The organism is Streptomyces sp. NBC_00341, assembly GCF_041435055.1.
Lineage (GTDB): Bacteria > Actinomycetota > Actinomycetes > Streptomycetales > Streptomycetaceae > Streptomyces.
This window is the reverse complement of record NZ_CP108002.1, coordinates 3,020,365-3,040,891: the sequence shown is the minus strand read 5'-3', so window position 1 is coordinate 3,040,891 and position 20,527 is coordinate 3,020,365. Positions and strand designations below refer to the sequence as shown.

The 20,527-nt window shown below is 69.6% G+C and carries 15 protein-coding genes and 1 tRNA gene; 8 read left to right on the top strand and 8 right to left on the bottom strand.

From position 1 onward, the window contains the following. Window positions 1-58: 58 nt before the first annotated feature. Window positions 59-751, top strand: a complete 693-nt coding sequence (locus OG892_RS13550; protein WP_371629276.1) for a FadR/GntR family transcriptional regulator — start codon at window positions 59-61, stop codon at window positions 749-751. A 55-nt stretch (window positions 752-806) separates the two neighbouring features. Here the strand turns inward: OG892_RS13550 and OG892_RS13545 are convergent, their stop codons facing one another. The 3 genes from OG892_RS13545 to aspT (OG892_RS13535) all read right to left on the bottom strand — a co-directional run bounded on the left by OG892_RS13545 (window position 807) and on the right by aspT (OG892_RS13535) (window position 6,006). Further along, window positions 807-2,468 carry a bifunctional aspartate transaminase/aspartate 4-decarboxylase gene (locus OG892_RS13545; protein WP_371629275.1) on the bottom strand — a complete coding sequence of 554 codons (1,662 nt, stop codon included), beginning with the start codon at window positions 2,466-2,468 and terminating at the stop codon, window positions 807-809. 100 nt (window positions 2,469-2,568) lie between these two features. Continuing rightward, complete coding sequence (aspT, locus tag OG892_RS13540; RefSeq protein WP_073738320.1) at window positions 2,569-4,272, bottom strand: aspartate-alanine antiporter; 1,704 nt, start codon at window positions 4,270-4,272, stop codon at window positions 2,569-2,571. 57 nt (window positions 4,273-4,329) lie between these two features. Further along, on the bottom strand, window positions 4,330-6,006 hold the full coding sequence (gene aspT, locus OG892_RS13535; protein ID WP_371629274.1) for an aspartate-alanine antiporter: 1,677 nt from the start codon (window positions 6,004-6,006) through the stop codon (window positions 4,330-4,332). A gap of 661 nt (window positions 6,007-6,667) precedes the next feature. On the opposite strand from aspT (OG892_RS13535), the gene OG892_RS13530 reads away from it, so the two are divergent. The 5 genes from OG892_RS13530 (at window position 6,668) to OG892_RS13510 (ending at window position 13,056) form a co-directional block, all read left to right on the top strand. Beyond that, window positions 6,668-7,993 carry an extracellular solute-binding protein gene (locus OG892_RS13530; protein ID WP_327336979.1) on the top strand — a complete coding sequence of 442 codons (1,326 nt, stop codon included), beginning with the start codon at window positions 6,668-6,670 and terminating at the stop codon, window positions 7,991-7,993. A gap of 188 nt (window positions 7,994-8,181) precedes the next feature. After that, the gene (locus tag OG892_RS13525; RefSeq protein ID WP_073738323.1) at window positions 8,182-9,180 is read left to right on the top strand and encodes a carbohydrate ABC transporter permease; all 999 of its coding nucleotides are present in this window, start codon (window positions 8,182-8,184) and stop codon (window positions 9,178-9,180) included. Between the two features lie 15 nt (window positions 9,181-9,195). Continuing rightward, a complete protein-coding gene (locus OG892_RS13520; RefSeq protein WP_073738324.1) occupies window positions 9,196-10,116 on the top strand; it encodes a carbohydrate ABC transporter permease in 921 nt (306 codons plus the stop codon). A gap of 155 nt (window positions 10,117-10,271) precedes the next feature. Next, window positions 10,272-11,732, top strand: a complete 1,461-nt coding sequence (locus OG892_RS13515; RefSeq protein ID WP_073738325.1) for a GH1 family beta-glucosidase — start codon at window positions 10,272-10,274, stop codon at window positions 11,730-11,732. A gap of 292 nt (window positions 11,733-12,024) precedes the next feature. Continuing rightward, on the top strand, window positions 12,025-13,056 hold the full coding sequence (locus OG892_RS13510; protein ID WP_371629273.1) for a LacI family DNA-binding transcriptional regulator: 1,032 nt from the start codon (window positions 12,025-12,027) through the stop codon (window positions 13,054-13,056). 20 nt (window positions 13,057-13,076) lie between these two features. Here the strand turns inward: OG892_RS13510 and OG892_RS13505 are convergent, their stop codons facing one another. Next, window positions 13,077-13,982 (bottom strand): NADP-dependent oxidoreductase, encoded by a 906-nt coding sequence (locus OG892_RS13505; protein ID WP_371629272.1) that lies wholly within the window; start codon window positions 13,980-13,982, stop codon window positions 13,077-13,079. Window positions 13,983-14,179: 197 nt separating this feature from the next. Between OG892_RS13505 and OG892_RS13500 the strand changes: the two genes are divergently transcribed. Continuing rightward, window positions 14,180-14,536 carry a MerR family transcriptional regulator gene (locus tag OG892_RS13500; RefSeq protein WP_073738328.1) on the top strand — a complete coding sequence of 119 codons (357 nt, stop codon included), beginning with the start codon at window positions 14,180-14,182 and terminating at the stop codon, window positions 14,534-14,536. A gap of 98 nt (window positions 14,537-14,634) precedes the next feature. Here the strand turns inward: OG892_RS13500 and OG892_RS13495 are convergent. The 3 genes from OG892_RS13495 to OG892_RS13485 form a co-directional block, all read right to left on the bottom strand. After that, a tRNA-His gene (locus OG892_RS13495) sits at window positions 14,635-14,707 on the bottom strand. A 128-nt stretch (window positions 14,708-14,835) separates the two neighbouring features. Next, a complete protein-coding gene (orn, locus tag OG892_RS13490) occupies window positions 14,836-15,438 on the bottom strand; it encodes an oligoribonuclease (RefSeq protein ID WP_073738392.1) in 603 nt (200 codons plus the stop codon). Between the two features lie 10 nt (window positions 15,439-15,448). Continuing rightward, entirely contained in the window at window positions 15,449-16,684 is a 1,236-nt protein-coding gene (locus tag OG892_RS13485) for a helix-turn-helix domain-containing protein (protein ID WP_328866989.1), read from the bottom strand. A gap of 1,079 nt (window positions 16,685-17,763) precedes the next feature. Between OG892_RS13485 and OG892_RS13480 the strand changes: the two genes are divergently transcribed. Beyond that, window positions 17,764-18,285 carry a universal stress protein gene (locus tag OG892_RS13480; protein ID WP_073738330.1) on the top strand — a complete coding sequence of 174 codons (522 nt, stop codon included), beginning with the start codon at window positions 17,764-17,766 and terminating at the stop codon, window positions 18,283-18,285. 336 nt (window positions 18,286-18,621) lie between these two features. Here OG892_RS13480 and glmS read toward each other — a convergent pair whose 3' ends face one another. Then, the gene (gene glmS / locus OG892_RS13475; RefSeq protein ID WP_073738331.1) at window positions 18,622-20,451 is read right to left on the bottom strand and encodes a glutamine--fructose-6-phosphate transaminase (isomerizing); all 1,830 of its coding nucleotides are present in this window, start codon (window positions 20,449-20,451) and stop codon (window positions 18,622-18,624) included. Window positions 20,452-20,527 lie beyond the last annotated feature (76 nt).

Here is a 20,527-nt window from a genome sequence, read left to right as displayed (position 1 = left end):
GTCATGGCCGGTACAGTAGCCAGAAACCAAGTCCTCAGACAACCTGACAGGTGAACTCGTGTCCTCGCTCGGCCCGCTCAGCCCCAGCCCCCTGGTCGACCAGGCCACCGGCCGTCTGCGCGCACAGATCACCGAGGGGCACTGGCCGGTCGGCACGAAGATCCCCGGCGAGACCACCCTCGCCAGAACACTGGGCGTGGGCCGCTCCACTGTCCGCGAGGCGGTGCGCACCCTCGCCGCGCTCGGCCTGCTCCAGTCCCGCCAGGGGTCCGGCGTCTTCGTCATCGCGGACCACGCGGCCGAGGACTGGCCGGTCCGGCTGCGCCGGGCCGCGGTCGCCGATGTCTACGAGGTGCGCATGCTGGTCGAGGTGCAGGCGGCCCGGCTGGCCGCCCGGCGCCGCACCGACGAGGACCTGGCCGCCCTGGACGCGGCACTCACGGCACGGCGGGCGGCGGGCGCGGGGCCCGACGACGGCTTCGTGGACGCGGACATCGCGCTGCACCGGGCCGTCCTGGCGGCGGCCCACAACCCGGTGCTCACCGACCTCTTCGCGGAGTTCGCCCCGGCGCTGCGTCAGGCGCTCATCGACCTGGTGGAGCTGACCGGACTGCGCCGCGAGGACCCGCACCACGGCGACGCGGCCCATCGGGCGCTGGTCACGGCCGTCGTGGCGGGCGACGCGGAAGCGGCGGGCCGGGCCGCCCAGGCGGAGCTGGAGAAGACCCTGGCCCGCCTGCGCGCCGCCTGACCGGCCCGCGCCGCCTGACCGGCCCGCGGCGCCTCCGCGTCCGGCGCCGTCCCGCCTACGCGGCGCCCGCCCCCGAGTCCCGCCACTCCTGCGCGTACTCGTCGAAGATCGCCCGCAGCTGGTGCCCGATCTTCAGGTAGTCCAGGTCGTCCAGATTGGCCAGCGAGACCCGGACCGACCACTCGGGGCCGTCGAAGCCGCCGCCGTTCAGCAGCACCACGGACGTCTGCTCGGCCAGCCGGAACAGCGGGTCGACGGGCTCGTAGTTCTGCTCCAGATAGTCGGCGAACTCCTTGCCCAGGGTGCGCTCCGCCTCGGCCAGCAGGTCGAGTTCGATGTAGTACGCGGCCCGCTTGGGGTCCTCCGAGATCTTCATGTGGGCGCCCTCCAGGAGGAGTTCGAGGCGCTGGCGGACGATCGAGCGGATCCGGGCCTTGTACGCCTGGCCCTCGTCCAGCATGTCGAACAGCGAGAAGAGCGTCATCATCACCTGCTGCGGCAGCGAGAGGCCCGCCGTGTGGTTCAGCGCCACCTGCCGGGAGTCCGCGACCAGCCGGTCGATGAACCGGATCTTCTCCGGTTCCAGGGACAGCGTTCCGTACCGGCTCTCCAGCCGGGCCTTCTGCGCCGCGTCCTGCGCCCGCAGCATGTCGTCGATGACGTTGTCGTCGTGCAGCCCGATCACGCCGAGCCGCCAGCCGGTGGCGCCGTAGTGCTTGGAGTACGAGTACACCAGCAGCGCGTTGCGCGGCAGGTCCGCGGCCAGCGAGCGGAAGCCCTCGACGAAGGTCCCGTACACGTCGTCCGTCACCACGATCAGGTTCGGGTTCCGGTCCGCGACGATGGACACGATCTGCTCGGCGACCTTCGGCGCGAGCGCGAGCGAGGGCGGGTTGCTCGGGTTGACGCAGCAGACCAGCTTGACCGACGGATCGGCCAGCTTGTCGATCTCCTCCGGCGGGTAGCGCCACTGCCGCACACCGGTCTCGGTGAACAGGTTCGCCTCGACGCGGACGACGTCGAAGCCGTACGTGTCCAGCTCCGGAATCTCCAGGTACGGCGTGAACACCGGCACCATCAGGGCGATCCGGTCGCCCTTGTGCAGGATTCCGTTCTTCATCAGCGAGTCGAAGATGTAGCACATCGCCGCCGTGCCGCCCTCGGTCGCGAACAGGCTCAGGTGCTGGCCCTCCGGCGGCCGGTGGTCGAACATCTCGTCGGCCACGTACCCGCGCACGACCTGCTCCACGTGCGTCAGGATGCGCCCCGGCACCGGGTAGTTGTCCCCGATCGAGGAGTCCGCCAGCTCGTGCACGAAGGAGTCGGGCACGAAGCCGAACCGCTTGACCGCCAGATCGACGCTCGCCTGGAGCAGCTCGATCCCGGGCAGCTCAGGATGCGTGCGGACGAAGGTGGCGAAGCGCTCCGCACAGCCCGCCTCCTCCGGCATCCCGCCCAGGTTGTCGGCCGTCCAGACCCGGCGGGACTCGGAGAGCGCGAAGTAGCCGAGTGCGTGGTACGCCTCCCGGGGACCGGTGGCGATCCAGTTGGGGTTGCCGCGGCCCGCGTTGAGCATGGCGCGCATCGCCTTGCCCTTCTGACCGGGCTTGTCGCTCTGCTCGGCCTGGGCGATGCTGATGAACTTGTCCTTCAGCTCGAACGGGCTGAGCTGGGCGAAAGAGCGGATCTCGGCACGGCTGAGGGTGGCCTTGGGCATGTCTGCGCTCCCGTGTTCAGGTTCGGTGGTTGTGGATCACGAGCACGTTCAGTGGTTGTGGTTCACGAGCACGTTCAGTGGTTGTGGTTCACGATCACGTTCAGTGGTTGAGGATCACGATCACGGCGCCCCACACGGTCAGCAGCACATTGCCGACGGCGTACGGGATCGTGTAGCCGAGCGTGGGGATCTGGGACCTGGAGGTCTCGTTGATGGCGCCGATCGCCGCCGTGGTGGTCTGGCCGCCGGCCAGCACGCCCATCAGGATCGGGAATCTGATCTTCTGGATGTAGTGGCCCACCAGGAAGCCGACGAGCAGCGGTACGACCGTGGCGACGGCGCCCAGGAGCAGCAGCCCCCAGCCCGCCGAGGACAGCCCGCTGGTGAAGCTGGGACCGGCGTTGATGCCGACCACCGCGACGAACATGCACAGCCCGAGGGTGTCCATGAACCACTGGGCGCCCGGCGGCACGTTCCCGTACGTCGGGTACTTGCCCCGGATCCAGCCGAAGACCAGCCCCATGATGAGGCCGCCGCCCGAGGTGGAGAGCGAGATCGGCACCCCGCCCGCGGTCAGCGCCGGAATGCCGATGCAGCCGCCGAGGAAGATGCCGAGGCCGACCCAGATCATGTCGGTGGCGAAGCTCGTCGGCACCGGCTTGCCGAGCTCCCGCCCCGCCGGGCCGACCAGCCGTTCGGGACCGGTCAGCACCAGGGTGTCGCCGCGCTCGACGGGGGTGGAGAGCCGGAAGGGGAATTCGGCGCCCGCCCGGTAGATCTTCTCGATGTAGACACCGGCCATGAACGGCTCCTGGCGCAGTTCCGCCACCGTCCGCCCCAGCTGGGCCTTCTCGGACGCCACCACGTGCAGGGTCTCCGTCCGGTACCCGAGCAGCGCCACGTCGTCGGCCTCCGCGCCCACATGGGTACGGGCGTCGAAGTCCACCAGGTCGTGCCGCAGCGCGCTGACCGCGACGGTGTCGCCGTCCCGCAGCACCAGCGTCTGGGCCTGCGGCAGGATCGTTCCCTCGCGCCGGACCTGGGTGATGTAGACGCGTCGGCCGAGCGCCTGCTGCTGGTTCTCGAAGTCCCCGATGCTGCGGCCGACGAGATCGGGGCGCTCGACCCGGTAGGCGCGCAGCACCGTCTCGTAGTAGCCCTCGCCCTCGTCCGGGTTGTCGTCCGGCGCGTCCAGCTCCGCGGCGAGCTCGGCGCTCTCCTGGGCCAGGTTCTTGCGGTAGAGCCGCGGCAGTACGTTCGCGAGCAGCATCGCGCACAGGATGGTGCCGAGCGGATACGTCACCGCGTAGCCGACCGCCACCAGGTTCTGCTCGGACTTGACCTGCGCGGCGGAGAGTCCGGGCAGGGTGCCGATGGCGTCCTGGGCGACGCCGATGGCCGCGGACTGGGTGAGCGCGCCGCTCATCAGGCCGGCGCCGAGGCCGGGCCCGTAGCCGAGCATGACGGCGAAGAGCCAGGAGATCAGCAGGCCGGAGACGCAGACGACGACCGCGTTGACGACCTGCGGAAGTCCGTCCTTGCGCAGCCCGCGGAAGAACTGCGGTCCCACCCGGTAGCCGAGGGCGAACAGGAACATGATGAAGAAGAGGTTCTTCACCGTCCCGTCGATCTGGACCTTGAACTGCGCGCCCAGCACCAGACCGGCGACCAGACAGCCCGTCACCGCGCCCAGCGCGATGGCCTTGTAGCGGATCCTGCCGATCAGGAAGCCGAACGCGACGACCAGGAAGACAAGCAGCTCGGGATGGGGAGTGAAGATGTTGCGGTTCAGGAAATCGATCATTCAGGCCCCCTGGGGTCTTTCGTTCGGGCGAGCCCGGCATGGTCCAAACGAGAGGCCCTAGGACCCCAGGACCCCGACGAGGATCGGTCCGGTGAGTGGCAGCAGGAAGTTCGAGAGCGCGTACGTGATCGTGTAGCCGAGCAGCGGTACGGAGCTCTGTGCGACCTGGGTGATGGAGGTGATCGCCGGGGTCGAGCACTGCTGTCCCGCGATGGCCCCGATCAACAGGGGTTTCTCGATCCGCAGGAGCTTCAGCCCGACGATCAGTGAGATGGACGCGGGGATCAGCACCATGGCGATGCCGGCGAACGGCAGCAGCGCGCCGTACTCCTTCAGCAGCGGCCAGGCCTGCGGTCCGGCGGTCAGCCCGGTGCAGGCGATGAAGACGGCCAGGCCCAGGTCCTTCAGGGTGTTCGCTGCCTGCGGCGGGAAGGCCCCGAAGGTCTGCTTGCGGGAGCGGAACCAGCCGAAGAGCAGCCCGGTGATCAGGCAGCCGCCGCCGGTGCCGAGCGACAGCGGGATGTCACCGATCCGTACGACGATCTGGCCGAGCAGCGAGCCCGCCACGATGCCGAGGCCGAGATAGATGTAGTCGGTCGTGTCGTTCTTGACGACGGCACCGATCTTCGCGACGAGCCGGTTGAGCCCGGCACGGGCACCGACCAGCGTCAGTACGTCACCGCGCTGGACCGTGGTCTCGGCCGAGGCGGGCAGATGCTGGTCGTTGCGCAGCACATCGGTGATGTACACCCCGTCCTTGCGGAACTCGGGATGGGTCTGCTCCAGGTGGGCGATGGTCGAGCCCGCGGTGGCCTTCTCGGTCACCGCGACCTGGGTGGTGGCCAGGGGGGTGTCGAGCCCGGGTACCGCCGGTGTCTCGGGGCCGATCTCCCGGCCGGCCGTGATGATGGCGGAGCGCCGTCCGACGACCTGGACCAGGTCGCTCAGGGTCAGTTCCAGATCGGGGGAGGGGTCGAGCACCTTGCTGCCGCGCTTGACGCCCTCGACGGTGACGGCGTTCTTGAGGCCGGCCTCCAGATCGCCGATCCGGCGGCCGTCCGCGTGCGTCACCAGGAAGGTGCGGCCGACGGTCCTCGGCAGCGCCTCCCGCTCGTCCTCCTCCAGGCCGGCGGCCCCGCCGCGCATCTTCTCCCACAGCTCGCGCGAGGCGTCGGCGAGGTTGATGCGCAGCAGCATCGGCATGATCTGGCTGGTGAACAGCACGATGGTGATCAGGCCGAAGAGGTAGCAGACGGTGTACGCGGTGGCGACGTGCCCCTGGTACTGGGTGATCTGGCTCTGGCTCAGGTCATCGAGCTTGCCGATGGCCTCGGTGGCGGTGCCGACGACCGCGGACTCGGTCGCCGCGCCCGCCAGGATGCCCGAGGCGGTGCCCACGTCGAGGTCGAACGCCTTGGCGATGCCGAAGGCGATGCCGAGCACGCAGACCAGCTCGATCAGGCAGAGGGCGAAGAAGCGCAGGCTGCTGCGGTTGAGGTTGGCGAAGAACTGCGGCCCGGCCAGGTAGCCCAGCGAGAAGATGAACAGCGCGAAGAAGACGGTCTTGACGTCGTCGTTGACGCTGACGTGCCGGGTGCCGATCAGCAGCGCGACGATCAGTGTCCCGCAGATGCCGCCGAGGGTGATCGGGCCGACGCGGATCTTGCCGACCAGGTAGCCGAGGGACAGGCAGAGAAAGAGCGCGAGCTCGGGATGGTCTCGGATGACTCCCATCCAGCCTCACCCACCCGAGCGAATATAAAGGGTCAATAGGTACATAGCGGTGAATTTAACAGGGCGTGAGGTGCAAGGCATTTCCAGCCAGTTGTCCGTATGTCGGCCACCCAGTAGCCGCCCGGCAGTTGGCCGTACGCCCCGGTGTGCCGCCGGCCGGATTCGGGGAAAGAACGCGGAGGTGGTCCGGGCCGCCCCCGCGAGGCGGTGTCCCGTTCACCTTCCGTCGGGCCCCGGTGGTCCGCCCGGGGGGAGGGGTGGCGGTTTCCGGGTGGCTCCGGAAATCCTGGCCGATCGGCTCGGCTCCGCGCCCCCGCTCCGCTGATCCACCCCCAACACCCCTCTCACCTGCGGGTATTCGGGAGGCGAGCGTTCCGGTTTCCTCGTGCGGGTGCTTTGGCAAGCCCCTGGCCGGACACGGTCTCGTGACTTGCAGGACACGCTCGCGCAACGGAAGCGTCTTCAACTCTTGACACCCACCCCTCCCAGGCAGGAACCTTCCGACATCGACGCATGGGAGCGCTCCCACATCGCAAGAGGATTTCTCGCGCGAACGGCACTGCCCGTGTCCTCCCCCCTGAACACCTGGCACCCGCACCCACCGGCGCGGAACGCCACGCAGTCAGAACGCCAGTCCCACCCTGGAACAAGGAGTAGTGGAATGCGTATCACCCGCACCGTCGCCGGCCGAAGCCGCAGAGCCGCGGTTCTGGTCACCACGGGCCTGACAGCCTCGGCCCTGTTGCTGACCGGCTGCAGCAGCGACTCGGACTCATCGGACACGAGCTCCGATGCGAACGGGAAGATCACGCTGACCGTCGCCGACTACGGGCAGTTCGGCTACAAGGAAGCCGGCCTCTTCGCCAAGTACCACGAGCTGCACCCGAACATCACGGTGAAGGAAGACACCACCGCCGAAGAGAAGAACTACTACCCCAAGCTGCTCCAGCAGCTGACGTCCGGCAGTGGACTGGCCGATGTCCAGGGTGTCGAGGTCGGCCGCATCAAGGAGGTCGTCGACACCAAGGCGGACCAGTTCGCCGACCTCAGCAAGGTGATCGACGTCGACGACTGGGTGTCCTGGAAGGAGAAGCAGGCCACCACCAAGGACGGCAAGGTGATCGGCGCGGGCACCGACATCGGCCCGATGTCGCTCTGCTACAACACCGAGCTGTTCAAGAAGGCCGGCCTGCCGACCGACCGCAAGGCGGTCGCCGCCAAGTTCGCCGGTGGCTGGGAGGACTACCTCAAGCTCGGTGAGGAGTACCAGAAGAACGCCCCGGCGAAGACCTACTTCATGGACTCCGCGAGCGCGATGTTCAACGCCGTGGTCAGCTCGAACCCGAAGCAGTACTACGACGAGTCCGGCAAGCCGATCTACAAGGACAGCCCCGGCGTCAAGCAGGGCTGGGACCTCGCCGCGGAGGCCGCCGACAAGAAGCTGACCCAGGGCCTCGCCCAGTTCGGCGACCCGTGGAAGGCCGCTCTGCGCAAGAGCACCATGGCCACCGTGGTCTGCCCCGCCTGGATGGCCGCCCAGATCTCGGACGCCGCCGGTGAGGGCAACAAGGGCAAGTGGGACATCACCACCGCCCCCGGTGAGACCGCGTCCAACTGGGGCGGCTCCTTCCTCGGCGTCCCGACGGCGGGCAAGCACGTCAAGGAGGCCGGCGAGCTCGTCAAGTGGCTGACCGCCCCCGAGCAGCAGGCCGCCGTCTTCAAGGCGACCGGTCTCTTCCCGTCCAACAAGGGCGCGTACGACCTGGCCGACGTGAAGACCGGCAAGCTCCCGTACTTCAACGACGCGCCGATCGGTGAGATCTACGCCGACGAGGCCAAGTCCATCCCCGAGACCGTTCTCGGTCCGAAGGACGCCGACATCAAGGACGCCATCTCCACCCAGATCAACAACATGGAGCAGCGCGGAACCAGCCCCGACAAGGCCTGGGACACAGCGGTCGACAAGATCGACAAGGTGATCGGCTGACGGTCGCAGCGGCGGGCGGCCCCAGGGCCGCCCGCGCCTGCGTGTCCCCATCCCGCGCCGGGGCGGCCCGTCTCCCGGTGGGCTCCCGCGGGGCGGCCGGGTACCTCCCGGCCGCCCCACGGAAGCCCACCGCGGACGCCGCCGCCCGTACCCGGGTAACCAAGCAATCCAGGGAAGGACTCCCGCCCGTGGCCACCTCGACTCCCACCCGGGACGCATACGCACCGCCGCCCCGCGGCTCGCAGCAGAAACCGGTGAACGCCCGCCGGCAGATGTGGCGGAGCCGGCTCTGGCGCTTCGACGACAAGGCGTCGCCGTACGCCTACATAGCCCCGTTCTTCCTCGTCTTCGCCGCCTTCGGGCTCTATCCGCTGGTCTACACCGGCTGGATCGCCCTGCACCGGGTGGAGATGACCGGCCTGGACCAGATGGAGTGGGTCGGCTGGGCGAACTTCGACAGGATCCTGCACGACGCGGAGTTCTGGACGGCCGTCACCAACACCTTCCTGATCGGTGTCATGTCGACGGTCCCGCAGCTGCTCGTCGCGCTCGGCCTGGCCCACCTGCTGAACTACAAACTCCGCGCCAGCACCTTCTGGCGGACGATCATCCTCACCCCGTACGCCACCTCTGTGGCCTCCGCGGCCCTCGTCTTCGCCCTGGTCTTCCGGGCCGACGGCGGACTGCTGAACTGGGTGCTGCACTTCGTCGGTCTCGGTCACACGAACTGGGCGAACGGCGAATGGACGTCGAAGATCGCCATCTCGGTCATCGTGATCTGGCGCTGGACCGGCTACAACACCCTGATCTACCTGGCGGCGATGCAGGCCGTGCCGTCCGATCTGTACGAGGCCGCCTCGCTCGACGGCGCCTCGCGCTGGCAGCAGTTCCGCAAGGTGACCATCCCCTCGCTGCGGCCCACGATCCTGTTCACGATCGTCATCTCGACCATCGGTGCCATGCAGCTCTTCGGTGAACCCCTGCTGCTGGAGGGCGGCGCCATCGGCGCGACCGGCGGAACCGAGAATCAGTACGAGACCCTCAGCGTCTACCTCTACAACTACGGCTGGCACCTCGGGCATCTCGGTCCGGCCGCCGCGGTCGCCTGGGCGATGCTCGCCCTCCTGCTGATCATCGCCGGGATCAACTGGCTGTTCGGCCGCTTCGTACGCAAATCCGCGGTCTGACCGGGAGCGATATCCATGACCATCACCAGCCACACCCACGTTCCGGAGACCGCCCTCCCGGCACCAACCGTGCACCGCGCGCCGAAGCGCGCGAGCCGCTTCAGGCCCGGCGCGGGCAAGCAGCTGAACGGCGGTCCGTTCGCCTACATCGCGCTGGCCGTCGTCGGCATCGGATCGCTGCTGCCGCTGTACTGGACCCTGGTGGCCGCGTCCCACACCCAGGACGAAGTACTGGCCTCCACACCGCCGTTCCTGCCGGGTGGCCGGCTGATGCACAACCTCGACGCCGCCTGGACCCAGGCCCATCTGGGCAAGGCGATCGTCAACAGCGTCATCGTCTCCGGCTGCATCACGGTGGCGACGCTCTTCTTCTGCACCCTGGCCGGGTACGCCTTCGCCAAGATGCGGTTCCGGGGCCGTGGCGCCCTGATGACCGGTGTCATCCTGACCCTGACGATCCCGCCGCAGCTCAGCGTCGTCCCGCTGTTCATGATGATGGCCGACCTCGGCTGGGGCGGGAACCTGGAGTCGGTGATCTTCCCGACCCTGGTCAGCGCGTTCGGTGTGTTCTTCATGCGGCAGTACCTGCTGGAGGCGCTCCCGTACGAGCTGATCGAGGCCGCCAAGATCGACGGGGCGAACAACTTCCGTATCGTGCTGAGCATCGTGCTGCCGGTGGCCCGCCCGGCGATGATGGTGCTCGGCATGCTCACCTTCGTCCAGGCGTGGAACGACTTCTTCTGGCCCTACCTCGCACTGAACCAGCAGAACCCCACGCTCCAGGTGGCCCTCGGCCAGCTGAGCGCCTCCTACACCCCCGACCAGAGCATCGTGATGGCCGGCGCGCTGATCAGCACGCTGCCACTGCTCGTGGTGTTCGTGGTCTTCGGCAAGCGGATCGTCGGCGGGATCATGTCCGGCGCCGTCAAGGGCTGACACCTCCCGCCGACGACCACCGCCGGAAGTCCCCTGCCCGACCGACGACCACTGCCGGAAGTCCCGTACGGCCCGTACCTGACCGCGGGCCGTACGGGTTCCGGAGCACCACCTCCTTCCCGCCCCTGTCCGTCCACTCCTGGGAGCGCTCCCGCATGACTGCTGTACGACCCGACATCGCCCCGAAGCAGGCGCCCGAGGCAACGAGATTTCCGACAGGCTTCGTCTGGGGGGCGGCCACCGCCGCCTACCAGGTCGAGGGCGCCGCGGCCGAGGACGGCCGCACCCCCTCCATCTGGGACACCTTCAGCCGCACGCCGGGCAAGGTCCGCAACGGCGACACCGGAGACATCGCCGCCGACCACTACCACCTGTACCGCGACGACGTGGCGCTGATGAAGCGGCTGGGGCTGAAGGCGTACCGCTTCTCCATCTCCTGGTCCCGGGTGCAGCCCACCGGGCGCGGCCCCGCCGTCGAGCGCGGCCTCGACTTCTACCGCAAGCTCGTCGACGAGCTCCTCGAAGCCGGCATCACCCCGGTCGCCACCCTCTACCACTGGGACCTGCCCCAGGAGCTGGAGGACGCCGGCGGCTGGCCCCAGCGGGTGACCGCGGACCGGTTCGCGGACTACGCCGCGATCATGGCGGGCGCCCTCGGCGACCGCGTGGGCACGTGGACCACCTTCAACGAGCCGTGGTGCTCGGCCTTCCTCGGATACGGCTCCGGTGTGCACGCGCCGGGTCGCACCGAGCCCGCCTCCGCCCTGCGGGCGGCCCATCACCTCAACCTCGCCCATGGCCGGGCGATCGAGGTTCTGCGCGGTCAACTCCCCGCTGCCGTGCAGACCTCGGTCACCCTCAACCTCCACCAGGTCCGTCCGCTCACCGCGAGCGCGGCCGACGCCGACGCCGCCCGCCGGATCGACGCGGTGGGCAACCGGATCTTCACCGGTCCGATGCTGCGCGGCGAGTACCCGGAGGACCTGATCGCGGACACCAGGCATCTGGTGGACTGGTCGCAGCTGGTCCAGGACGGCGACCTGGCCGCCATCTCCCGTCCGGTCGACGTGCTCGGCGTCAACTACTACACGCCGACGCTGGTCTCCACGCCCGCTGAGGGCGCAGGGGACACGCGCAACGACGGTCACGGCGCCAGCGACCACTCCCCGTGGCCCGGCTCCGAGCACGTCGCCTTCCACCTGGCCGAGGGGAAGGAGCGCACCGCGATGAACTGGTCGATCGACCCCAACGGGCTCTACAGCCTCCTCATGGACGTCACCCGGGACCACCCGGGGCTGCCCCTGATGGTCACCGAGAACGGCGCCGCCTTCGACGACTACGTCTCGCCGGAGGGCCGGGTGGAGGACCCCGAGCGGATCGCGTACCTGCACGGTCACCTCGACGCCGTGCAGCGCGCGGTGGCCGACGGCGCCGATGTCCGGGGCTACTTCCTGTGGTCGCTGATGGACAACTTCGAGTGGGCGTACGGCTATTCGAAGCGCTTCGGTGCGGTGTACGTCGACTACGCCTCCCAGCGCCGCATTCCCAAGGCGAGCGCCCACTGGTACGCCGATGTCATCCGCCGCCACGGCCTGCCGCAGACCGGCCCCGCCTGAAGCCCTGACGGTCAACCTCGCTCACACGCAAGGACGTTGACCGTCGCTGCCTGAGCGGACAGCACCTCTGAGACCCGGCCCGGTGCCGGGTCTCAGTCGTGTCCCGAGGTCAGCCGGGTGCGGCCGCACCCCCGCCGCGCACGGGCGCTTGACCGCGCGCGTAGGGTGGGAGCGCTCCCATGGAGGGGGCGGGGGAACGGCCGACCGGTCCCGTCGAGTGTCAAGAGAGCCAACACCAGGACTTGGTTTGGTTATCCGACTGTGAGAAATTGACCGCGAACGGGAGGCAGCCATGACGGCAGCGCGAGTACGGAGCGGGGGCCGGCCCACGCTGGAGGAAGTCGCGGCACGGGCGGGCGTGGGCCGCGGCACGGCCTCACGCGTCATCAACGGCTCACCGAGGGTCAGCGCGCGCACCAGGGAGGCGGTGGAGGCGGCCGTCGCCGAGCTGGGCTACGTACCCAACCGCGCCGCCCGCGCCCTGGCCGGCAACCGCACGGACGCCATCGCGCTCGTGGTGCCGGAGTCGGAGAGCCGCTTCTTCGCGGAGCCCTACTTCTCCGACATCGTCCGAGGGGTCGGCGCGGCCCTGGCCGACACCGAGATGCAGCTGCTGCTCACCCTGGTCGGCGGCGACCGCGAACGCCGCAGGCTGGCCCAGTACCTCACCGCCCACCGCGTGGACGGCGTGCTGCTGGTCTCCGTGCACGCGGACGACCCGCTGCCCGACCTGCTGGAGCAGCTCGGCATGCCCGCCGTGATGAACGGCCGCAGGTCCGCCGCGGAGCCGCTGCCCTCGGTCGACTCCGACAACTTCGAGGGCGCCCGGGGCGCCGTCCAGCACCTCGTCTCCCGGGGCCGCCGCTCCATCGCCACCATCACCGGCCGACTCGACGTCTACGCCTCCCAGGGGCGCCTGGACGGCTACCGCAAGGCCCTGGCCGACGCGGGCCTCGAACCCGACGAACGGCTGATCGCCCCCGCCGACTTCTCCGAGGAGGGCGGCGTCCGCGCCATGCGCGAGCTGCTCGCCCGCCGCCCCGACGTGGACGCGGTCTTCGCCGCCTCCGACCTGATGGCCGCGGGCGCCCGCCAGGTGCTCCGCGAGGCCGGCCGGCGCATCCCGGGCGACGTGGCCCTCATCGGCTTCGACGACTCGGCCGTGGCCCGCCACATGGACCCGGCCCTCACCAGCGTGCGGCAGCCGATCGAGGAGATGGGCCGCACGATGACCCGGGTGCTCCTCGACCTGATCGCGGGCGAGAGCGACGAGCGGCCGCAGATCGTGCTCCCGACGGAACTGGTCGTGCGCGACTCGTCGTGAGGCGGGGCCGGCCGGCCTGTTCAGACGCGGATCACGATCTTTCCCCGGGTGCGTCCGCGCTCGGCGTGCGCGTGGGCTTCGGCGATCCGCTCCAGCGGGTAGGCCTGTTCGATACGGGGTGTGTAGCGGCCCTGCCCGCCCAGTTCCGCCGCCGCGGACAGGAGAGCGGAATCGTTCTCCGCGTTGACCACATGCGTGCCCAGGCGCTGCCCGCGCGCGTGGTCGGCGACCGTCGCGACGCGCGTCGGGTCACCTGTGATCGCGACGAGGTCGTCCAGCGATCCGGAGGCCGCGGTGTCGAGCGCGATGTCGACGCCGTGCGGGGCGAGGGCGGTGAGGCGCTGCGCGAGGCCGGGGCCGTAGGTGGTGGGAACGGCGCCGAGGGCGGTGAGGAACTCGTGGTTGCGTTCACTGGCCGTCCCGATCACCGTGGCACCTTGCGCCACCGCGATCTCGACTGCCGCACTGCCCACGCCTCCGGCGGCGCCCTCGACGAGAAGGGTGCGCCCTGCGAGGGAGCCGAGCGCGTTCAGTCCCCCCATCGCGGTCACTGACGCGAGACCGGCGCCGGCGGCCTGCTCGTCGCTCCACGCGTCGGGGGTGTGCGCCCAGGCCGAGAGGACGAACAGCTCTGCGGTCGCCCCGGTGACACCGCCCAGCCCGAAGACACGGTCGCCGACGCTCACCCCCCGCACCCCGTCGCCGATCTCGTCGACCACACCCGCGCCGTCGCGTCCGGGAACGGCGGGCAGCTCCAGGGGGATCAGCTGGTGCAGGGCGCCGGCGCGCAGCTTCCAGTCGATGGGATTGACGCCGGCCGCCGCTACCCGGACACGGATCTCACCGGGTCCGGGGTGGGGATCGGGGACCTGCTCGATCACCAGGCTCTCCGCCTCGCCGTATTCGTGGAACCGGGCTGCGCGCATGATGGTCTGCCTTACTTCGACGGGCCGGAACGACGTGTTCGTCCGACGCCCGTCACTCTAGAACCTGACGTTGACGTGAGGTGCAAGCCGCGACTGCCGCCCGTCGAGGTCGACACCCATGCGCCTCCCGAGCAGGTATTGCTAGCCTGAACCTGACGTCAACGTGAGGTACGAACGGGAAGGGAGCGACCTGCGTCATGCGCATCGGACAGCTCGCCAGGCGGTCAGGGGTCAGCGTGCGGGCCCTGCGCTACTACGAGGAGCAGCGGCTCCTGGAATCGGCGCGGACGCCCGGTGGGCAGCGTGACTATCCCGACGAGGCCCTGGAGCGGGTCCAGCTCATCCAGGACCTCTTCGCGGCCGGCCTCTCCAGCCGTACCGTCGTCGAACTCCTGCCGTGTGTGAGTACCGGCGTCGCGACCCCCGCCATGCTCGACCAGCTCATCGTCGAACGCGACCGCATCGCCGCACGCATCCAGGACCTGACCCGGGCCAAGGCCAAACTCGGCGGCGTGATCGAGAACGTGACCGCGGCGAGCGTGGTGCGGGACTGATCAACCGGAGACTGATCAACCCGGCGCGGGGCCGTTCCCGGAGCTCGGGCATGAAGAAGGCCCGACCTGTTTTCACAGGTCGGGCCTTCTTCGTTCAGGGTGAGTAACGGGACTCGAACCCGCGACATCCTGGACCACAACCAGGTGCTCTACCGTCTGAGCTATACCCACCACGTCCGGTCGTCTTTCCGACCGGCCGAGAAAAAGTGTACAGGGTCTTTGAGGGTGCTCGCGCCCTCATTGTTGCGCCGCCGGTCGCGGCCCCCGGAAGGGCCGTGACCAGCAGTTTTCCGTTGAACCTAGGCCGAGGGCGACGACAGTCGCGCCGCGATCGACTTCGCGCGCTCGGAGTCAGGTCCCGGCTGCGGGACGAAGACCGCCTCGCGGTAGTAGCGCAGCTCCGTGATGGAGTCGCGGATGTCCGCCAGCGCCCGGTGATTGCCGTTCTTCTCCGGGCTGTTGAAGTACGCCCTCGGGAACCAGCGGCGGGCCAGTTCCTTGACCGAGGACACGTCGACGATCCGGTAGTGGAGGTAGCCCTCCAGCGACGGCATGTCGCGCAGCAGGAAGCCTCGGTCGGTGCCGACCGTGTTTCCGCAGAGCGGGGCCTTGCCGGGCTCCTTCACGTGCTCGCGCACGTAGGACAGGACCCGCTCCTCGGCGTCGGCCAGGGTGGTACCCCCGGCCAGCTCGTCGAGCAGGCCCGAGGCGGTGTGCATCTGCCGCACCACCTCGGGCATGGTCTCCAGGGCCGCGTCCGGCGGGCGGATCACGATGTCCACCCCGTCGCCGAGCACGTTCAACTCCGAGTCGGTGACCAGTGCGGCCACCTCGATCAGTGCGTCTTCCGTCAACGAGAGCCCGGTCATCTCGCAGTCGATCCACACCATGCGGTCGTTCATGCGCCCCACCCTACGGGGCACTCCGCTGCCCCGGCAGGGCCGGGCGCCCTGTCGCGTACGCGTCGGAGCCCGGCCGCCCCTGCTCGGTGCGGCCCGGGTCCAGCGCTGCCGGGGCAGCGGCGGACTGGCCCGCGGGCGCGGGAGCCGCCAGGGTGCGACGGCTCCCGGGACCCGCCTGGGCGGGCACCACCTGCTCGGTGACCTGGCCGACCGGCTCCGGACCTCCGCCCTGCGGACGACGGGCCCGGTAGGCGGCCCGGTACGCGGCGGGGGAGGAGCCCAGCTGACGCCGGAAGTGTCCGCGCAGCGCGACCGGCGAGCGGAAGCCGCAGCGGCCCGCGACCTCGTCGACCGAGTAGTCGGACGTCTCCAGCAGCCGCTGCGCCTGCAGCACCCGCTGGGTGATCAGCCACTGCAGCGGTGCGCTGCCGGTGAGCGAGCGGAACCTCCGGTCGAAGGTCCGCCGGCTCATGTAGGCGCGCGCGGCGAGCGTCTCCACGTCGAACTGCTCGTGCAGATGCTCCAGGGCCCAGGCCACGACCTCTGCGAGCGGGTCGGAGCCGATCTCTTCGGGTAAAGACCTGTCCAGGTAGCGCTCCTGGCCGCCACTGCGCCGCGGTGGCACGACGAGCCGGCGGGCGAGTGCCCCGGCGGCCTCCGTGCCGTGGTCCGAACGCACTATGTGCAGGCAGAGGTCGATGCCTGCCGCTGTGCCCGCGGAGGTGAGCACGTCGCCGTCGTCGACGAACAGCTCGCGCGGATCGACGTGGACCGACGGATAGCGCTTGGCCAGCGTCGGCGCGTACATCCAGTGCGTGGTCGCCGGGCGGCCGTCGAGCAGTCCGGCCGCGGCGAGGACGAACGCCCCCGTGCACAGCCCGACGATTCTGGCCCCTTCCTCGTGGGCGCGGCGCAGCGCGTCCAGTGCCTCCACGGGCGGTGGTGAGGTGATCGAGCGCCAGGCGGGCACCACGACGGTGCCGGCCCTGCTGATCGCCTCCAGCCCGTAGGGCGCGGTGAGTTCGAGTCCCCCTGTGGTGCGCAGCGGTCCCTCTTCGCCGCTGCACACGAGAAGCCGGTAGCGCGGAACTCCCGCGTCCTGGCGGTCGATACCGAACACGGAGAGCGGGATGGAGCTCTCGAAGATGGGGCCGCCGCTGAACAGCAGTACGGCCACGACCTCCCGGCGCCGGCGCCCGCTCAGCTTCCGTACAGCCTCCGTTGCGGTGGCGGAGTCCTGGCTCATGACGCTAAGCCCCCCTCGGTGTTCGCGTCTTCCTGGTCCTTACGGGCCTGTCGCACCTGCACTTGTCCCCTCGGTCGTGCACGAGTCCCCAGCCTTCGACACCCAAGATCGAATCTACTGCGTCCCGTGGTGCCGTCGTGACAAGTTCACCAACCGGCTTTATGTCGACAAGGCAACCTGGCGGGAAGCATTCGATCACGAAGCGTTTCACTCGTGAGTCGTGCAGGGAAGTGCGCCTGACGTTCATGGCCCGTCCCCGTTGGGTGGAAGCGTACCGCGCGGTCTCCTTCTGCCTGCTGGCAAGGGGGTTGATCGGCCATTTCGGCAAGGGATTGGCTGGGGAATGAAGTTGGCTGAAAACATACGGTCGCGTGTGCGGAAATCATTCGTTCAACCGGCGCACGCCCCAGAGGGGCGGCCGCCTCCATGCGCCCCCCTCGGCCGGTCCGGAGGAGGTGAGCGGTGCCGTTGCGGGTGTCCGGATGCCGACCGGAGGGCGTGCGGGGACGCCGGCTGTGCGGCGGGTTCCGGACGGGGCGCGGCCGGACGTGTCCGGGCGGTATCGCCTCCCGGTCCGCCGGGCGGCGCCGAGGTCGGTACCGAGCGGTCGGACACCCCGACGAGACCCCGTTGGCAACCCGACGACGGACCGATGACGGACCGACGACAACCCGATGACGGACCGACGACACCCCGACGACGGATCGTCGACCGCCCCGCGGCGAACCGGCGGCACGAGGCAGGCCCCGGCAGTGGACCCGTCGGTCTGCGGCGGGCGGCCGCACGGTCGCCCGTACCGGCGTTCCACCGGTCACCGATCGCGGCCGCCCGGCTCCCGTGACGTCGGTGTACGGCACAACCGGCATTGCCATACGGGGCGGTCTCGGGCATGCTCCGTGGAACGTCGCGCGCGCTTTGCGCGGGTCTGGGCCGTGGAGGAGTGGCGCCGTACCCTTGGGGGTAAGGGGTTGGGAAGATATTTCCCGGACACCGCCACACCGCCCACTGACGCAGCTCTGACGCAGCTCCCCAAGTCGCTAGTCGCTCTCCTCAAGAGGACTCTCTTCGCCGAGACACCGATGGCCGGTCACGAAATCCCTGAACCCGCGGACCGCAAGCAGGTAGCCGACCCCGAGTCGGGCCCGCAAGCGGTCGAAGAAGCACGTCATTCCTGCGATCCCGCGTTCCGGCACGGGGTCGTCGTCGGCTTCGACGGCTCGACCTCCAGCGAACGAGCCCTCGCCTACGCCATCGGCATGGCCCGAAGATCGGGCTCCGGCCTGATCATCGTCCATGTCGCCAACCGGCTGCCGACCACTGTCTGGGCAGGCTGCGAGCCGCCCGTCTTCGTCGATGTGCCCGATCACCGGACCGAGGTCCTCGGCCTGGAGCTCGCCTGCGCGGACTACCTCACCGAGGTCCCGTGGGTGCTCGTCGAGCGCGGCGGGGACATCTGCCACGAGCTGGAGGAGGTCGGCCGCGAGTACTCGGCCGACGCGATCGTGGTGGGCTCCACCCAGGGCATCGTCGGCCGGATCTTCGGCTCGGTGGCGGGCCGGCTGGCACGGCGCGCACAGCGCCCGGTCGTCGTCATCCCGTAGCGGGCCCTCGCTCTCCCTCGCTCTCCCTCGCTCGTTCGAGTGCACCCCGCCCCGACCGTCCTCGGGGCGTTCCGGGGCGGCCGGTCTCGTTCCGGGCGCCCGGAACGGCGCTTGGCGTCAACTCGACTACCAAAACAAGGGGGTGAAACAAACTGCCGAGCCGAAAAAGTGGATTGTGCGGTTGTGAGGGGTGCGTAAGAGCCGCTGGGAAATGGTGCGATTGCATGCGAACGGGGACGGGGGTGGCCCCCGCCTCGGGTGATGGACGGGAGCGGCCCCGCACTCCCACTCGACATGGGGCTGCGGGGCCGTTCGCGGCCGGGGGTGGTGGCGCGGTTACTCGACGGTGACGGACTTCGCCAGGTTGCGCGGCTTGTCGATGTCCCGGCCCATGGCCAGCGCCGTGTGGTAGGCGAACAGCTGGAGCGGGATGCCCATCAGGATCGGGTCCAGCTCGTTCTCGTTCTTCGGTACGACGATGGTGTGGTCGGCCTTGTCCTGCACCTGGTGTGCGATGGCGAGGATGCGGCCGCTGCGGGCCTTGATCTCCTCCATCGCGGCGCGGTTCTTCTCCAGCAGGTCGTCGTCCGGCACGATCGCCACGGTCGGCATCGCGGGCTCGATCAGCGCGAGCGGCCCGTGCTTCAGCTCGGAGGCCGGGTAGGCCTCCGCGTGGATGTACGAGACCTCCTTGAGCTTCAGCGAGGCCTCGCGGGCGACGGGGTAGCCGCGCACCCGGCCGATGAACATCATCGACTTCGCGTCCGCGTACTCCGCGGCCAGCTTCTTGATCTCGTCCTCGGTCTCCAGGATCTCGCTGATCTGGGCGGGCAGCTTGCGCAGGCCCTCGATGATCCGCTTGCCGTCGGCGACCGACAGGTCCCGGATGCGGCCCAGGTGCAGGGCGAGCAGCGCGAACGCGACGACGGTGTTGGTGAAGCACTTCGTCGAGACGACACACACCTCGGGACCGGCGTGCACGTACGTACCGCCGTCCGCCTCCCGGGCGATCGCGGAACCGACCACGTTGACCACACCGAGCACCCGCGCGCCCTTGCGCTTGAGCTCCTGGACGGCGGCCAGCACGTCGTACGTCTCGCCGGACTGGGAGACCGCGACGTAGAGCGTGTCGGGGTCCACCACCGGGTTGCGGTAGCGGAACTCGGAGGCCGGCTCGGCGTCCGCGGGGATGCGGGCGAGCTCCTCGATCAGCTGGGCGCCGATCTGGCCCGCGTGGTACGAGGTGCCGCAGCCCAGGATCTTGATCCGGCGGACCCCGCGCGCCTCACGGGCGTCCAGGTTGAGGCCGCCCAGGTGCACGGTGGCGAACCGGTCGTCGATCCGGCCGCGCAGCACCCGGTCGACGGCCTCGGCCTGCTCCGAGATCTCCTTGTGCATGTACGTGTCGTGGCCGCCCATGTCGTACGACTCGGCCTCCCACTCCACGGTGGTCGGCGTGGCCGTCGTGGTCGAGCCCTCCGTCGTGTACGTACGGAAGTCGTCGGCCTTGAGGGTGGCCATCTCGCCGTCGTCGAGGGTGACGACCTGGCGGGTGTGGGTGACCAGGGCGGCGACGTCCGAGGCGACGAACATCTCCTTCTCGCCGATGCCGAGGACGACCGGGGAGCCGTTGCGGGCGACGACGATGCGGTCGTTGAAGTCCGCGTGCATCACGGCGATGCCGTACGTGCCCTCGACCGAGCGCAGCGCCTCGCGGACCTTCTCCTCCAGGGTGTCCGCCTCCGAGCGGGCGATCAGGTGGACCAGCACCTCGGTGTCGGTCTCGGAGAGGAAGACGACGCCCTCCGCTTCGAGCCGGGGGCGCAGTTCGGAGGCGTTGTCGATGATCCCGTTGTGGACGACGGCGACCTTGCCGCCGGCGTCCAGGTGCGGGTGGGCGTTCTCGTCGCTCGGGGCGCCGTGGGTGGCCCAGCGGGTGTGGGCGATGCCGGTGGTGCCGGTGAACCGCTTGGGGACCCGGGCCTCCAGCTCGCGGACCCGGCCCTTGGCCTTGACCATCTTCAGCGTGGCGGGCTTCCCGGCCGCCGGCTTGCCGGTGATCACGATGCCCGCGGAGTCGTAACCCCGGTACTCCAGCCGCTGCAGTCCCTCCAGCAGCAGCGGAGCCACGTCACGCTTTCCGATATAACCGACGATTCCGCACATGGCGTCCCTGCCCCTCCGTCATTCCATCGACGTACAAGTAGACGTACAAGTCGTGCACGTAAGACGTGCGAGTAAG